General features: G+C 68.8%; 1 protein-coding gene. It reads right to left on the bottom strand.

The genetic code is table 11. The annotated features are described in order from the left end of the window. Positions 1–22 precede the first annotated feature (22 nt). A complete protein-coding gene (locus tag BLV92_RS29520) occupies positions 23–18262 on the bottom strand; it encodes a non-ribosomal peptide synthase/polyketide synthase (RefSeq protein ID WP_208862152.1) in 18240 nt (6079 codons plus the stop codon). Positions 18263–18370: the final 108 nt, after the last annotated feature.

Here is an 18370-nt window from a genome sequence, read left to right as displayed (position 1 = left end):
TTTGCGAATGTCGGAGATTTCATCAATCGGATAACTGTTCGAGGAACTGGTCGAGTTCCTGCTGGCTGATGTCGATGTCGAAGTCGGTTGCGGTGACGGTTGGGGCCGCGTTCAGGCAATGGGCGACAAGCGCGGACAGGTTTTTGTCGAAGCGCACTACCAGGTGTTCGACCTGCTCCGCGTCGAGTCTCGTCGCGTCGTAGTCCCATGCGAGCGTCAGTTCCCCGCCTGCCACTAGCGCGTTCAGGTCCAGCACGTAGGGCGATTCGCCGGTGTGCGCCATTGATTCGCCGTGCGGCTCTCCGGCGAATGCGAACCGGTTGTCGCCGCCGATGCTCTGGTCGAACTGGCCCAGGTAGTTGAAACTCACCTGCGGCTGCGGCAGATCCTTCAACTCCTCTCGCAGCAGGCCGAAGTGCAGCCCGCGATGCGGCACCGCGCGGATTCGCGACTTCGTTTCGCGCAGGATCGCGCCCGTGTCGTCGCTTCTTTTCAGCCACACCGGATAACGCGTCGTGAACCAGCCCACCGTGCGGCTCAGGTCCAGTTCGGTTGCGAGTGCGTCGTCAGGAATCTCGCGGCCGTGGCCTTCCAGCGAGATCAGTACGCCGTTCGGGCCATACGACTCGCCCAGCGTTCGGGCCAACGATGCCAGCAGCACTTCCTCCACGCTCATGCGCGACGTGCCCGGCACGTCTTGCAGCAGTTCGCGGGTGCGGATGGGGTCCAGTTTCAGCAGGACGGGTTCGGTTTTTCCGGTCATTTTTTCATGCGCTTCAGTCCATGCAACCGATGCTGCTTGCAGTGACTCCCGCCACCACTTCGCCTCCTGCTTTACTGCGTCGCGCTGCGCGTACTGCGCCTGCGATTCCACCCACGCGCTCCACGGCGTGCTGGCGAGCCAGTTCACGGGTTCGCCCCGCGCCGCCCGCTCGATTCCCTGTCGAAGCTCTTCGAGCAGCACACGCCACGACACGCCATCGACCGCCAGGTGATGCACGGTCAGCAGCAATCGCGCTTCGTTCTCCAGCGTGAAGTAACCTGCCCGGATCAGTGGACCCCGTTCGATATCGAGGCCGCCTTGCAGACGTGCGCACTGTGCTTCCAGTTCGGCCTTCCAGTCCGCGTGGCCGCGCAGGTCGAACAACGCCAGCACCGGTTGCGTCTCGCGCTCCGTCACCTGCTGATGCCACCGCCCTTCTTCATCGCGACTGAAGCGCAGGCGCAATGCATCGTGTGCGTCGACCTGCGCGGCTAACACCTGTTCGAGTGCCGCCACGTCCAGCGCGCCGGTTACGCTCAAAAGCACCGTCTGGTTCCAGTGCGATTCGCCGTGCGGGAAACGTTCGAAGAACATCTGCTGGATCGGCGTCAGCGGCAGCGGCGTGCGAATCTCCGCGCGCCGGGTTTCGCCGTGTGCAGCCCGAGCCACACGCGCCAGTCCTTCCACGGTCGGATGCTCGAACACCTGGCGCGCGCCCAGCTTCAACCCGGCCTGACGCGCTCGCGCGACGATCTGCAAGCTCAGGATCGAGTCGCCGCCGAGTTCGAAGAAGTTTTCCGTGACGCCATGATCGGTGCGCCCCAGCACGCCATGCCAGATCGACAGCAGCGTGCGTTCAACGTCGTTGCGCGCTTCGATATGGGCTTCGGCAACCGCATGTTCCGGCTCCGGCAATGCGCGGCGGTCGAGTTTGCCGTTCGGGGTCAATGGCAGCGAATCCAGCACCATCACCACCGATGGCACCATGTAGTCTGGCAACGTCTGCGCGAGTTGGCTGCGTAAGCTCTGGCCATCCAGTAGAGCATCGTTGTGCGCCGTCACGTAGCCTATTAACCGCGTGCCCGATGCGCTCTCCTGCGTGAGCACCACCGCTTCCGATACGCCTGACTGCTTCAGCAACTGCGCCTCGATTTCCCCCAGTTCGATACGGAAACCCCGCACCTTCACCTGATGATCCAGACGGCCCGCGTATTCGAGTTCGCCTTGCGCGTTCCAACGCGCCAGGTCACCCGTGCGATACAGCCGGCTACCGTCCTCGGCGAACGGATTCGGCACGAACCGCTCCGCCGTCAGGCCCGCACGGTTCAGATATCCTCGCGCCAGTCCTTCGCCCGATACGTACAGTTCCCCTTCCACACCAACCGGCGACAGGTTCATCTGCGCATCCAGCACATACACGCCGAGATCCTGGATACGCTCACCGACCGGGCTGCGTTGGCCGTTCAGGTCCGCCTGCGTTATCGGCCGGTACGTCACGTGCACCGTCGTCTCGGTGATCCCGTACATGTTCACCAGACGCGGCTTCGCATCGCCGAAGTGATCGAACCATGGCCGCAGCGTCTGTGGCTCCAGTGCTTCGCCGCCGAAGATCACCAATCTCAGTGACAGGTTTTTTCCGTCGTACAGCCCAGGCACCGCCATCAATTGCCGGAACGCGGAGGGTGTCTGGTTCAGCACCGTCACCTGTTCTCGATGCAGCAGTTCGACGAACTCTTCCGGCGAACGACTCACCAGATACGGCACGACTACAAGACGGCCGCCATGGCATAGCGCGCCGAATATCTCCCACACCGAGAAGTCGAACGCATACGAGTGGAACAGCGTCCATACGTCGTTCTCGTTGAAATCGAACCCGTGCTGCGTCGAGGTCAGCAGCCGCGCGACGTTGCGATGCGTCAGTTGAGCGCCCTTCGGCCGTCCGGTCGAGCCTGACGTGTAGATCACATACGCAAGGTTCGATTCGTGCACGGCTACAACCGGGTCCGTTGCCGGTTCATCCGCCACGTCCAGCGCATCGACGAGCAACGTCTGCACATTCGACGACGAAGGCAACCGCTCAACCACCGACGACTGCGCCAGCAGCAACGCAATCCCGCTGTCCCGGATCATGTACGCCAGCCGGTCCTGCGGATAGGAAGGGTCGAGCGGCACATACGCGCCGCCTGCCTTCAGTATCGCCAGCAAGCCGACAACCAGTTCCAGCGACCGCTCCATCGCGAGCCCGACGCGCACTTCCGGTCCAACGCCGAGCGCGATCAACCGATGCGCAAGCCGGTTAGCGCGCGCATTCAGTTCGCCATAGCCCAGCGCATGGCCTTCGCAAACAACCGCCACCGCATCGGCCCGCCGCGCCGCCTGCCGCGCGATCTGCCCGTGCAGCGGCAGCGTCGCCTCATCAACCGAACAAGCCGAACCCCACTCCAGCAACGTTCCCCGCTCGCCGTCATCGAGCAACCCGACTTCACCGATCGCCGTCGCCGGATCACAAACCACCGCCTCCAGCAACGCCCGATAGTGCCGCCCCATCCGCGCAATCGTCTCTTCATGAAACAGATCGCGCGCATAACGCAGACTCGCGACCAGCGCCCCATCGGCCTCTTCGCGCGTCTCCAGCATCAGTTCGAACTGCGCGGTGCCGCCCGCGACGACATAAGGCTCGACGTCCAATCCGCGAATCGCGCGCAGCGACCGCCATTCGCGCCGCACGTGGTTGTACATCACCTGGAACAGCGGCGTGTGGGTCAAACTGCGCTCGACGCCGAGCGCATCGACCAGCACGTCGAACGGCAGGTCCTGATGCGTCTGCGCATCCGCCGCGCGCTCGCCCAGCTCGCGCATCAGTTGGGCGAGCGTCGTCGCCGGCTCGATATCCGCCTGCAACACCTGCGTGTTCACGAAAAAGCCGATCAGCCGCTGCGTGTCCGGATGATGCCGGTTCGCGACCGGCACGCCGGTGCGCACCCGCCGCTGCCCGGTGTAGCGATGCAGCAGCGCGTGCAGCGCGGCAAGGAACACGACGAACGGCGTCGTATTGCGCGCGCGCGCTTGAGCGCGCACCGCATCGGTCAGCGCGGCCGGCAGCGCGATTTCGTGCCGGGCCGCGCGCCGTTCGGCCAGCGGCCGGCGCGGTCCATCCGCGGGAAGCGCCAGCACCGGATGCTCGCCGCCGAGTAACCCGCGCCAGTACGCGAGCTGCCGCGCCGCTTCGCCGCCGTCGAGCCGCGCGCGCTGCCACGCGGCATAGTCGCCGTATTGCAGCGGCAACGGCTCGGCATTCACCGCACGACTCTCCTGAACGGCCGCGTAGTGCGCAACGAACTCATCGACGATCAGTTCGATCGACCATGCGTCGGACACGATGTGATGCATCACGAGCACGAGCAGATGTTCGTCGTCCGCGAGTTCGAGCAGCGCGACCCGCATCAGCGGACCGCTCGCGAGATCGAACGGCCCGGCCGCGAACGCCTGCGCGACGGTCTGCGCATCGGCCGCGTCCACGCGAGCGACACGCCAGTCCACCGGCATCGACGCATGGACGGTCTGCGCCGGCAGTCCGTTCTCCGTCTGACCGAACGTCGTGCGCAGCACGTCGTGGCGCGCGCAGATCGCGTCGAACGCCGCGCGCGCCGCATCGGCGTCGAGCGGCCCACGGACCCGCAGGCCGCCGGCGATGTGATACGCGCTGCTGTCCGGCTGAAGATTCCACAGGAACCATTGCCGCTGCTGCGCATGGGATAACGGCAGCGTTGCTCTGCGGTCCGCCGGCACCGGCTCGATGCGCGCCTCGACGCCGGGCTGCCCCGCAACGGACACGACGGACACGCGTGCCGCCAGCGCCGCGACAGTCTGCTGCTCGAACAGGTCGCGCGGCGCGAGCGCGAAACCGGCGCGCGCCGCGCGCTCCACGACCTTCAGGCTGAGAATCGAATCGCCACCCAGTTCGAAGAAGTTGTCGTGACGGCCGACCTGCTCCACGCCGAGCACCTGTTGCCAGATCCGCGCGAGCGCGGTCTCGACGTCGCCGGCCGGCGCTTCGTATTCGCGCGCCACGGCGTCCGGCGCCGGCAGCGCGCGACGGTCCACCTTGCCGTTCGGATTCAGCGGCAGCGCATCGAGCACGACGATCGCTCCCGGCACCATGTAGTCCGGCAGCACCACGGCAAGCCTCTCGCGCAGCGGCTGCGCGGCGAGCGTGCCGCCTGCCTGAGCCGTCACGTACGCGACCAGCCGCGTGCCGCCCGGTCCCGCATGCGCGGTCACGACCGCGTCGCGCACGCCGGCCTGCGCGAGCAGTTGCGCTTCGATCTCGCCAGGCTCGATGCGAAAGCCCCGCACCTTCACCTGATGATCGATCCGCCCGAGGTATTCGAGCGCGCCTTCGCCGTTCCACCGCGCGAGGTCGCCGGTGCGGTACAGCCGGCCGCCTTCGGTGTCGAACGGGTCCGGCACGAACCGTTCGGCGGTCAATACCGCACGATGCAGATAACCGCGCGCGAGGCCCGCGCCGCCGAGATACAGTTCGCCCGCGGCGCCCGGCGGCACGACGTTCATCGCGCCGTCCAGCACATAGGTCGTCACGTTGCCGATCGGGCGGCCGATCGGCACGCTGTCGTCGCCGGCGCGGCAGGTCCAGTGCGTGACGTCGATCGCGGCCTCGGTCGGCCCGTACAGGTTGTAGAGCGCGGCGCGCGGCAGCGTACGTTGCGCGCGGTTCGCCAGTTCCGCCGGCAATGCCTCGCCGCTGCAGATCACCCGCTTGAGCCCGTCGCACGCGCCTGCGCCTTCGTGCTCGACGAACGCCTGCAGCATCGACGGCACGAAATGCAGCGTCGTCACGCGATGCCGGCCGATCAGTTCGACCAGCCGGCGCGGCTCGCGATGCGCGCCCGGCTCGGCCATCGCGAGCCGCGCGCCGACCATCAGCGGCCAGAAGAACTCCCACACCGACACGTCGAAGCTGAACGGCGTCTTCTGCAACACGGTGTCGGTATCGTCGAGGCGATACGCGGACTGCATCCACGCAAGCCGGTTGTACAGCGCGTCATGCCGGTTCGCCGCGCCCTTCGGCTTGCCGGTCGAACCGGACGTGTAGATCACGTATGCAAGATTGTCGCCGTGCACCGTCACGCCGGGATCGGTCGGCGGCTCGCCGGACAGATCGGCGGCGTCCAGTTCCAGCACGTCGACGCCGGCCGGCACCGGCAGCCGCGAACGAAGCCGCGACTGCGTGAGCAGCAGCCGGACGCCGCTGTCGTCCAGCATGTACGACAGGCGCTCGCGCGGATAGTCCGGATCGAGCGGCACATACGCGCCGCCGGCCTTCAGGATGCCGAGCAGCCCGACGACCATCTCCGTCGAACGCTCCGCCGCGATGCCGACGCACACGTCCGGCCCGACGCCGAGCGCCGCGAGCCGGTGCGCGACGCGGTTCGCCGCGGCGTCGAGTTCGGCGTACGTCAACACGCTGTCGCGATAGACCACGGCCTGCGCGTGCGGCCGCGTCCGCGCCTGCTTCGCGATCAGCCGATGCACGGGTTCCGGCGTGCCGTAATCCGCATCGCAGCGGCCCAGCGCGACATGACTCGCATGCTCGTCGCCGGACAGCAGCGCGACGTTGCCGGTCGCGCGCGGCGCGTCGTCCACCGCCGTTTCGAGCACGCGCACGTAGTAGCCGAGCCAGCGTTCGACGGTCGCGGCGTCGAACCGATCGCTCGCATAGACCATCGACAGCCGCGCGCCGTCCGCGTGCTCGCGCACGTGCAGCGACAGGTCGAACTGCGCGAACGCGCGGTCCGTCTCGACCGGCTCGACCGTCAGGCCCGGCAACCGCAGCGCGGACGCGTCCAGACCCGGCTCGAAGTTGAACATTGCCTGGAACAGCGGCGTCTGACCGAGGCTGCGTGTCGGCTGAAGCGCGTCGATCAGCGTCGCGAACGGCACGTTGCCGTGCGACTGCGCGTCGATCACGGTGTCGCGCACGCCTGCAAGCAGCGCGGCGAACGGCTGCCGGGGCGACACCCGGACCCGCGCGACCAGCGTGTTCACGAAAAAACCGACCACGCGCTCGACGTCCGCGCGATCGCGGCCCGCGACCGGGAAGCCGATCCGCACGTCGTCCTGCCCGCCGAGCCGTTGCAGCAGCAACGCATACGCGGCGAGCAGCACCATGAACGGCGTCGCGTGATGGCGGTTCGCGAGCGCCTTCACGCGGTCCCATTGCGCGGGCGTCAGTTCGGCCAGCTGCCGGCCGCCGCGATCGCTGCGCTCGTGGCGCTCATCGGCGGCCTTGCGCGTGGACGGCAAAACGAGCACCGGATGCGTGGCGCCGAGTTGCTCGCGCCACCAGTCGAGGTCCGATGCAATACGCGCGTCGTCCGCACGCTCGCGTTCATCGCGTGCGTACTCCGCATACTGGCGAGGCAGCGGCGGCAGTTGCGGCGGCCTCGCTTCGACCGCCGCCGCGTAAAGCTCGCCGAACTCGCGCAGCAGGATGGTCTGCGACCAGCCGTCCGACACGATGTGATGCATCGCGAACTGGAGCACGTGTGCGTCCGGCGTCAGTTCGACCAGCGACGCGCGAAACACCGGGCCGCGTTCGAGATCGAACGGCTCGGACGCGGCGGCTTCCAGCAGCGTTTGCAGCCGCGCATCGCGCGCCGCTTCCCCGATTCCGAGGCCGATTCCACCGAGATCGTGTTCGGACCAGCCATACGCCGCAGCGGCGACGATGGCTTGCGTGGCGACGCCGTCGTCGCTCGCGAAGCGCGTGCGCAGGCTCGCATGGCGCTCGACCAGCGTGTCGAGCGCGTGTTTGAGCGCGGCGCGGTCGAGCGGTCCGGTCAAGCGCAGCGCGCCCGCCATGTGGTACGCGGCGCTCTGCGGCGCGAGTTTCCACAGGAACCACAACCGCTCCTGCGCGTGCGACAGCGGATAACCGCGATCGTCGCGCGGAGCCTCGCGCGTCGTCGTCGACCCAGCGGCTTCGCCGTCGATCGGCGCAAGCGCGCGCACCGCGTCGGCAAACGCCGCGAGCGACGGATGGCGGAAGACCGTCTGCAACGTGACGTCGCGCGCCAGCGCCTGCCGCACCCGCGACGTCATCCGCACCGCCAGCAGCGAATGGCCGCCGAGCGCGAAGAAGTCATCGCGGCGGCCGACGCGCTCTACGCCGAGCACCTGAGACCACAACGCCGCCAGTGTCGTCTCCGCTTCGCCGCGCGGCGCTTCCCACGTCGCGGCGGCGGCATCCGGGTCCGGCAGGCGACGGCGATCGACCTTGCCGTTCGGCGTCAGCGGCAGCGCATCGAGCAAGCCCCATGCGCCCGGCACCATATGCGCCGGCAGCCGCGCGGACGCGAACGCACGCAGCGTGTCGGCGGTCATCGCCGCGTCGCCTGCGTCGGGTCCGACGGCGACGTAACCGGTCAGCCGCGCGTCGATCGCATGGCCGCGCACGACCACCACCGCGTCGCGCACGCCCGGCATCCGGCGCAGCACCGCTTCGACCTCGCCCGGCTCGATCCGGTAGCCGTGCAGTTTCACCTGCTGATCGGCGCGGCCGAGATACGCGAGCGAACCGTCCGCGTGCCGGCGCACGAGGTCGCCGGTGCGGTACAGCCGCGCGCCGTCGCCATGCGGATCGGGAACGAAACGCTCCGCGGTCAGCGCGGGACGCCCGACGTACCCGCGCGCGAGCATCGCGCCGCCGATGCACAACTCGCCCATCCCGCCCGGCGGCGCCTCCGCGCCATCCGCGCCCAACACGCGCAGCACGGTGTCGTGCAGCGGCTCGCCGAGCGTCACCGGCTCGCCCGCGCGAATCAGGCCCACGGTGGACCAGATCGTCGTTTCGGTCGGGCCGTACAGGTTCCACAGCGTCACGCCGCGCGCGAGCAGCGCATCGGCGAGATCGCGCGGCAGCGCCTCGCCGCCGCACAGCGCGGTCATCCCGCGCTGGCCGGCCCAGCCGCCTTCGAGCAGGTTGCGCCAGCCGCTCGGCGTCGCCTGCAACACCGTGCCGTCCGCGCGCTCGACCCAGCGCGCGAAACGGTGGCCGTCCTGCACGACGTCGCGCGGCGCGATCTCGACCTGCGCGCCGCACACGAGCGGCAGATAAAGCTCCAGTCCCGCGATGTCGAACGACAACGTCGTCGCGGCCAGCATCCGGTCGCCGGGTCGCAAGCCGATGCGCGCGCCGACGCCCGCGAGAAACCGGCCGAGCGCGTCGTGACTGATGCCGACGCCCTTCGGCCGCCCGGTCGAGCCGGACGTATAGATCACGTACGCCAGTTGCGCGGATTCGATCGCGACGTCCGGCGCTTCGTCCGCGCCGTCGGCTGCGTCGCGCACGGCCTCGATCACGACGATCCTTCGCCCTTCGAAGCACGGATGACCGGATGCGGCGTTTCGCGCATCGGTGACGATCCATTCGACGCGCGAATCGTCGAGCATGTCGCTCAGCCGCGCGGCCGGATACGCGGGATCGAGCGGCACGTAGGCCGCGCCGGCCTTCAGGACGCCGAGCAGCCCGCCCACCATGTCGGCCGAACGCGCGGTGCACAGCGCGACACGCGCCTCGCGCGGCACGCCGGCGCGCAGCAACACGTTGGCGATCCGGTTCGACAGACGGTCGAGTCCGTCATAGGTCAGATGCCGGCCGTCGCACGACACCGCGCGCGCGGCGGGGCGGCGGCGGGCTTCGGCAGCAAAACGCGCGAGCAGCGGGAGCCCATGATGCGATTCGAGCGGCACCGGCCGCGACGGCTCGCTCGGCACGCCGACGTCGCCCACGCGGGCGGTGTCGCCGCCGGCCAGCGCGGACGCGATCCGCACATAGGCATTCGCGATGCGTTCGAGCGTCGCCGCATCGACGTGCGCCGGGTCCGCGATCCACGCCAGCCGGATCGATTCGCCGTCCGCCGTGATCGTCAGCGACAGCGGGTAATGCGTGCGCTCGAACGACTGCCACGCGCCGAGCGTCAGCCGGTCGCCGAAGCGGCGCAGCCCGGTTTCGACCGGATAGTTCTCGAAGATCAGCAGGCTGTCGAACGGCTCCGCGCCCGCGCCGCCGAGATGGCGCTTCAGCGCGTCGAGCGGCGTGTGCTCGCGCAGCCTAAGCTCCGCGTTGTACTGTTGCAGGCGGCCGAGCCACGCGTCGAGCGGCGCATCGTTGCGCACGTCCACCCACACCGGCAGGCTGTTGATGAACAGTCCGATCATCGTTTCGATGCCGGGCAACTCGGGGGGCCGCCCGGACACCGTCACGCCGAACGCGACCTGACGACGGCCGCTGTAGCGCGCGAGCAGGATCGCCCATGCGCCTTGCAGCAGCGTGTTCAGCGTCACGTGCGCGCGGCGCGCGGCGGACGTCAGCGCGTGTACCGACGCGGCCGGCAACTCGCGGTCCGATAGCAGCGGTTGTTCGTGCGGTTCGCGCGGTTCGTGTGCTTCGTTCGGCTCGCTTGCGCCGATCGCGTCCGCGAGCTGGGCGGGATCGTCGGCTTCGGCACGGCGCGCGCTCCACCAGTCGAGCGAATCGTCCTGCCGCGCGCGCCACGCAACGTAGTTCCGGTACGGCACCGGCGCAACATCCAGGCGGCTGCCCGCGCAGCGCAGCGCGTAGTCGCGGCTGATTTCACCGAGCAGTTGCGCCGCGCTCCAGCCGTCGGTCAGGATGTGATGGTTCGTCCACACGAGATCGTGACCGCCGTCCGGACGCGCGAACAGCGCGACGCGAACGAGCGGCGCGCGGGAGAGATCGAAACCGCGCCGCGCGTCGTCGCGCAGCCAGTTCGCGAGGCGCGTCTCGTAGACGTCGGCCGTGAGCGCGGACCAGTCGTGCGGATCGAACGGCAATGCCAGCCTCGCATCGACGACCTGGAGCGCCGGGCCGTCGTGCCGCCATTCGAAGCGCGTGCGCAGCACCGCGTGGCGATTCAGCGCGGCCTGCCACGCGTCGCGCATCGCGCGCGCGTCGAGCCGGCCTTCGAACGTCAGACGCTTCTGGTTCACGTACAGGCCCGGCCGCTTGTCGAGCAGCGTGTGGAACAGCAGGCCCTGCTGGAGCGGCGTGGCCGGATAGAGATCGTCCACGGCGGGCAGCGGCAGCGCGAGCGCGTCGAGTTGCGCGTCGGTCAGGCCGGATAGCGGGAAGTCGGCGGCCGTGATGAGCGGGCCGGCGTTCATGCAGTGGGCGACAAGCGCGGACAGGTTTTCGTCGAAGCGCGATACCAGGTGTTCGACCTGCTCCGCGTCGACTCTCGCCGCGTCGTAGTCCCATGCGAGCGTCAGTTCCCCGCCTGCCACTAGCGCGTTCAGGTCCAGCACGTAGGGCGATTCGCCGGTCTGCGCCATTGATTCGCCGTGCAGCTCTCCGGCGAATGCGAACCGGTTGTCGCCGCCGATGCTCTGGTCGAACTGGCCCAGGTAGTTGAAACTCACCTGCGGCTGCGGCAGATCCTTCAGCTCCTCTCGCAGCAGGCCGAAGTGCAGCCCGCGATGCGGCGCCGCGCGGATTCGCGACTTCGTTTCGCGCAGGATCGCGCCCGTGTCGTCGCTTCTTTTCAGCCACACCGGATAACGCGTCGTGAACCAGCCCACCGTGCGGCTCAGGTCCAGTTCGGTTGCGAGTGCGTCGTCAGGAATCTCGCGGCCGTGGCCTTCCAGCGAGATCAGTACGCCGTTCGGGCCATACGACTCGCCCAGCGTTCGGGCCAGCGATGCCAGCAGCACTTCCTCCACGCTCATGCGCGACGTGCCCGGTACGTCTTGCAGCAATTCGCGGGTGCGGATGGGGTCCAGTTTCAGCACGACGGGTTCGGTTTTTCCGGTCGTTTTTTCACGCGCTTCCGGCCATGCAATCGATGCTTCGTGCAGTGACTCCCGCCACCACTTCGCCTCCTGCTTTACCGCGTCGCGCTGCGCGTACTGCGCCTGCGATTCGACCCACGCGCTCCACGGTGTACTGGCGAACCAGTTCATGGGTTCGCCCCGCGCCGCCCGCTCGATGCCCTGTCGAAGCTCTTCGAGCAGCACGCGCCACGACACGCCATCGACCGCCAGGTGATGCACGGTCAGCAGCAATCGCGCTTCGCCTTCCAGCGTGAAGTAACCTGCCCGGATCAGTGGACCCCGTTCGATATCGAGGCCGCCTTGCAGGCGTGCGCACTGTGCTTCCAGTTCGGCCTTCCAGTCCAAGCGGCCGCGCAGGTCGAACAACGCCAGCACCGGTTGCGTCTCGCGCTCCGTCACCTGCTGATGCCACCGCCCTTCTTCATCGCGACTGAAGCGCAGGCGCAATGCATCATGTGCGTCGATCTGCGCGGCTAGCACCTGTTCGAGCGCCGCCACGTCCAGCGCGCCGGTCACGCTCAATAGCACCGTCTGGTTCCAGTGCGATTCGCCGTGCGGGAAACGTTCGAAGAACATCTGCTGGATCGGCGTCAGCGGCAGCGGCGTGCGAATCTCCGCGCGCCGGGTTTCGCCGTGTGCAGCCCGAGCCACACGCGCCAGTCCTTCCACGGTCGGATGCTCGAACACCTGGCGCGCGCTCAGCTTCAACCCGGCCTGACGCGCTCGCGCGACGATCTGCAAGCTCAGGATCGAGTCGCCGCCGAGTTCGAAAAAGTTCTCCGTGACGCCATGATCGGTGCGCCCCAGCACGCCATGCCAGATCGACAGCAGCGTGCGTTCGACATCGTTGCGCGCTTCGACCCGCGTTTCGCCCACCGTATGCACAGGCTCCGGCAGCGCCCGCCGATCGATCTTGCCGTTCGGCATCACCGGCATCGCATCGAGCATCACATACGCGGTCGGGACCATATAACCCGGCAACTGCGCTTCGAGACTGCGCCTGATCTCGTCCACGCCGGGCGCCGTTTCGCCGCCGACCACGTAACCGACCAGCCGGCGCTTTTCGCCGGCGCCGCGCACTTCCACCGCCGCATCCGCGACGCCGTTCAGACGACGCAGCGCCGCCTCGATCTCGCCGGGTTCGATGCGAAAACCCCGCAGCTTGATCTGATCGTCCACGCGCCCGAGGAACTCGACGGTGCCGTCGAGCCGCCGCCGCACGAGATCCCCGGTTCGATACAGCCGGCTGCCGTCCTGCGCGAACGGGTCCGGCACGAACCGCTCGGCGCTCAGCGCCGGCCGGTTCAGATAACCGCGCGCGAGCGTATCGCCGCCGACGTACAGCTCGCCGGGTCCGCCGACCGGCATCTCGTTGCCGTTTGCGTCGAGCACGAACGCAGTCCGCGACGGATACGGCCGGCCGATCGGCGCGGCCGCGTGCAGCGCGTCGTCGTCCACCGTCTGCCGGTACAGGCACGCGATCGTCGTCTCGGTCGGGCCGTACAGGTTGTCGAGCCGGATGTGCGCGAGCGCGCCGCCGCGCCACTGCGCGAGCGCGTCGCCGGGCAGCGCCTCGCCGCCGACCGTGATCTGCCGCAGCGCCGCCAGCGCGTCGGCGGCCGGCGGATTGCGCAGCCACTGCCGCCAGTACGCGGTCGGAATGCGCGCGAACGTGACCCGGCCGTCGACCAGCCGCCGGCTCATCGTCTCCAGGTCCCACATCTGCGCGCCGCGCATCAGCACCTGGCCGCCCTGGATCAGCGCCGGAAAAATCTCGTGAAGCGCGACGTCGAAGTTGACCGTCGACGAATGAAGCTGCCTGTCGCTCGCGTCGAGCGCATAGGTCGCGAGGAAATCGTCGAGATGCAGGCTCAACGCGCGATGCGAGATCGCGACGCCCTTCGGCTTGCCGGTCGAACCCGACGTGTAAATCACATACGCGAGTTGATCCGGATGAATGGCCGGCGTCGCGAAGCCGACCGCCGGTTGCCCCGCAGGCGGCAGCGTGCCGATGTCGACCCGCGAACGTCCGTCGAACAGCGTCGCGAGCCGCGCCGCCGAACGTTCGTCGCTCAGCACGCAAGCGACGCCCGCGTCGTCGAGCATGTCCCGCAGGCGCGCGGCCGGATAGTCCGGATCGAGCGGCACGAAGGCCGCGCCGGCGCGCAGGATGCCGAGCAGCCCGGCGACGAGCCCGGGCGAACGCTCGACGCACAGGCCGACGCGCACGTCAGCCGCCGCGCCCGCGGCGGCGAGCCGGCGCGCGATGTCGCTCGACCACGCGTCGAGCTGGCCGTAGGTCAGCGCATCGTCCTCGCACTGAAGCGCGGGCGCGGCCGGCTGCAACGCCGCGCGCCGCGCGATCCGCAGCGGCACCGGGTCGAACGGATGCGCCGCCGGCACGCGCTCGCGCTCCGCATAGTCGATCGTCAATCCGCAGCTTCCGATCGCGCGGGCCGGCGTCGCGGTCAGTTGATCGAGCGTCTCGACGAAGTGCGCGGCGATCCGCTCGACCGTCGCCGGATCGAACAGGTCGGCCGGAAAGTTGAACGCAAAACGCAGCCCGTCGCGCGACTCGATCGCATTCAGCACGAGATCGAAGCGGTTCGCCTCGCTCTGCCCGGACACGTCCGATAGCGCGAGATCGGCGCAGCGCTCGGGCGTCGCGTCGTCCGGCCGCTCCATGTTGAACATCGCCTGGAACAGCGGCGTGACACCCGCGATCCGCTCCGGTTGCAGCGCGGCGACGACCTGATGGAACGGCACGTCGCAATGCGTCTGCGCATCCGCGAGCCGCGCGTGGACGTCACGCACGACGTCAGCGAACCGCGCGCCGCCGTTCAGTTGCGCGCTGACCACCACCGTGTTGATCAGATAGCCGATCAGTTGCTCGGTCTCGACGTGACGCCGCAGCGACACCGGCACGCCGATGCGAACCGCCGGCTGCCCGCTGTAGCGATACAGCACGATCGCATAGGCCGCCAGCAGCACGGCCGGCAGTGTCGTGCCGTGCTCGCGCGCGAAACGCGCCAGCCTGTCGTGCGAGGCCGGAGCCAGCCGCGTCGCAACCTGTCCCGCCGAACCGCCGCGCTGCGGCTGCCGCGCGCGATCGAACGGCAATTCGAGCGGCGTGTGATCGACGCCCAGTTGCTGTCGCCAGTAATCGAGTTGCTTATCAGCACGCTCGACGTTGGAGGCCGCGCGCTCCCAGCGCGCGTAGTCGCCGAACTGCACGGCCGGCTGCGCCGGCGCGGCCCGCAACCCGCCCAGATGCTCGTACCACGCGACCATCGCGGACAGCACGAGGCCGAACGAAGCCGCATCCGACACGATGTGATGCGTCGCGATGCCGAGCGTCCACGCATCCGCCGTCTCGCGCACGAGCCCGACGCGCAGCAGCGGCCCGGCTTCCAGATCGAACGGCGTCGCGGCATCGTCCGCAAGAAACGCATCGACCGATGCGGCGCGCCCGTTCGCGTCGCTCGCGCGGACGTCGCCGGTCCGCCATCCATACGCGACTTGGTCCGTCACGCGCTGGCACGGCTCGCCGTCGATCTCGACGAAACGCGTGCGCAAAACCTCATGCTGGCCGACCACCGCCGCGACAGCCCGTTGCAGTCGATCGACATCGACCGGCCCCGTGAGCCGCGCGCGGCCGGTGACGTTGTACGCGTGACTGTCGCGATCGAGTTGCCACAGGAACCATAGCGCCTGCTGTCCGCCGGTCAGCGGGAATTCGCGGACGGCATCGCCGTCCGGACGGCGCGCGTGAATCGACAGCCGCGCCCCTTCAGCGGCTTCACCTGCTTGCAGCCGGCTCGCCTGCGTCGCGATCGTGCGGGCCGCGAATACGAATCCCGGCTCCGCATCCGTCGCGAACTCGACAGCCAGTCGCGCCGCGACACGCGCCGCGCCGAGCGAATCGCCGCCGAGTTCGAAGAAGTCGTCGTCGATGCCGATCGCGTCGACGCCCAGCACCGCTTCCCAGATCCGCGCGATGCGCCGTTGCCGGTCGTCCGCGCACGGCCGGTACGGCGTGCGCCGGCGCAGCGCCGCCAGTGCGCCGTCACGCTGGAGCACCGCGAGCGGCGTCAGCGCGCCGTCGCGCCACGCCGAAAGACACGCGCGCCGCCGCAGCTTTCCGCTCGACGTGCGCGGCAGGTCGCCTGGCGCGAGCAGCAGCACGAGCTGCACCGGCTCGCCGTACACGTCGGCCACCGCGCGATTCACCGCGTCGTACAGGTCGCGGAAATCTTCCGCGCCGGTCCGCCCGCGCGGAATCTCCGCTGCGACGCCGATCCCCTCGACGCCGTCGTGCTCGACCGCGAACGCCGCGATGCGCCCCTTGCGGAAGCCGTCCACGCGCTCGGCCAGCGTGCCTTCGATATCCTGCGGATACAGGTTCTGCCCGCGGACGATGATTACGTCCTTCAGGCGGCCGCTGACGAACACGCGCGCGCCCGAACGAAAACCGAGGTCGCCGGTTCGCAGCCAGCGTCCGGGGCCGTCCGCCGCGTCGGCGACTTCGACGAACGTGTCGGCGGTCGCAGCATCGTTACGCCAGTAGCCGGCCGTGACGCTCGGACCGCCGAACCAGATTTCGCCGACCGCCCCGTCCGCGACCGGTTCTCCGGTTGCGGGATCGACGATCCGCACTCGATGGCGCCGCGCGGTGCGGCCGCAATCGATCAGCGGCGTGCCGTCCGGCGTCCGCTCGGCGCGGCCACGCGCGAGCGCATGCGCATCGAAGCCGACCGCCGCCGCGCCCGCCATCCGCACGACGCCCGTCACGAGCAGCGTCGCTTCCGCGAGCCCGTAACACGGATAAAGCGCGTGGCGGCTGAAGCCGGCCGGCGCGAAGCGTTCGGCGAACGACGCCATCGTCTTCGGACGGATCGGCTCCGCGCCGCAGAACGCGACGCGCCAGCTGCTCAAATCGAGGTCCGCGAGTTGCCGGTCGCGGATGCGATCGACGCACAACTGGTACGCGAAGTCCGGCCCGCCGCTGACGGTTGCGCGATAACGCGCGATCGCGGCGAGCCAGCGGCGCGGCGTCGCGAGAAACGCCTGCGGCGCCATCAGCACCACCGGAAAGCCGCAATACAGCGGCGCGAGCAGGCCGCCGATCATTCCCATGTCGTGATACAGCGGCAGCCACGCGACCATCACGTCGTCGCGCGTGAACTGCATCGTCTCGCGAATCGCTTCCTCGTTCGCCGCGATGTTCGCGTGCGTGACGATCACGCCTTTCGGCAGCGCGGTCGAACCGGACGTGTACTGGAGGAACGCAATCGTCTGCGGTTCGGCGGCGTCGAAACGCGGCGACGCGGCATCGGCCTGCGGCTCGGCGCAGCGCGACGGGACGACCACTTTCGCGTCGCCGGCCAGCGCGTCCGGACCGAAGTTGCCGAGCAGCGATGCGTGCTTTTCATCGGTCAGCAGAAGACGCGGACCACAATCGGCCAGCATCGCCTTCAGCCGCGCGAAGTGCTGCGCGTTCGACGTCTCCGCCGGATAGGCGGGGACCGCGATGATGCCCGCGTACAGGCACGCGAAAAACGACACCACGTAGTCGAGTCCGCTCGGCAGCAGCAGCAACGCGCGTTCGCCAGCGTCGGCCTGCGCCGCGAGCGACGCCGCGAGGTTTCGCGCGCGCGCGTCGAGTTCGGCATAGGTCAGCGTCTGCTCGATGCTTTCGCCGTCCGCGAGAAACGTGATGGCCGTCGCATCGGGCCGCGTGGCGACGTGATGCGCGAGCGCATGAAGAATCGTCGGCGGCGTCGCGCCGTCTCCGGCAGGGTCGGCGTCGGGATCGGCAACCGGGGCCGGCGCGGCCGGCTTCGCCTGGCGGCGCTGCCCGCGGCTCAGGAACGGACACAGGCCCGCGGCGGGCGCGTTGTCGTCCGGCAGAAAATACTGCTTCCATTCGAGATTGCCCGGCTCGCCGTAGAAACCGAGGTCCGGGTGCGCGGCAATCCGATCCCACACGTCGAGCCGCTTGCGCACCTGCTGGCGCGCCTGCTTGCCGATCACGCGGTTCGTGATCTTGTCGACGAACACGCTGCGCGGCTGGAACAGCAGCACCATGCCCGGCCCGAGATTGCGGCTCACGCGCTGCTGGAACGACGGACACGCGCAGACGACGAACATCTCGACGCCGCCGAACGAGAACTCCCATTGCGGGTCCGACGGCGCGTGCTGATGATCGGCGGCGGGATGCGGATCGTGATCGTGCAGATGTTGCAGCACCTGCCAGAAGTGCTCGCGGTATTCGTCGTGCGTGAGCGGCTGCGGATCGGGTTCGAAGAAGATCGCGACGTTGTTCTTCTCGAACTCGGGCTGGCTCGCCAGTTCCGCGAACTTCGCCATCGTCTGCGGCAGCATCGCGATGTCCCGGCCTTCGACGAACGCATAGAACATCTCGCCGCGACGCTCGGCCTGGGTGCCGAAGAAACACGGATACGCATCGTCGAGCACGTGCTCGCGCAACGTCTGGTACGAGCCGTCGAGCCAGCCGGGCAACGAGGACGGACCCAGCTCGCTGCCGTGAATGACGCGCGCGCGCCAGTCCTGCGGATCGGCGGTCTGACTGGCGGTCGAGGCGTTCGCATCGTTTTCAAACTGCATCGGAGGCTCCGTTCTCACTGTTCTGCTCGAATTCCCAAGGGTCCGCAACGAGCGCCGGGGCGGGTTGCGGGCAACAAGCGGCCGGCCGCCGACGCATCGGCGGCCCGA

The organism is Paraburkholderia caballeronis (genome assembly GCF_900104845.1).
Classification (GTDB): Bacteria; Pseudomonadota; Gammaproteobacteria; order Burkholderiales; family Burkholderiaceae; genus Paraburkholderia; species Paraburkholderia caballeronis.
Note: the sequence above shows the minus strand (reverse complement) of the source record. Positions and strands in the feature narration are given on the sequence as shown.

Bases quoted from the DNA above. Each gene is read 5' to 3' on its own strand.
- BLV92_RS29520 (WP_208862152.1), bottom strand. From the start codon at position 18,262: ATGCAGTTTGAAAACGATGCGAACGCCTCGACCGCCAGTCAGACCGCC.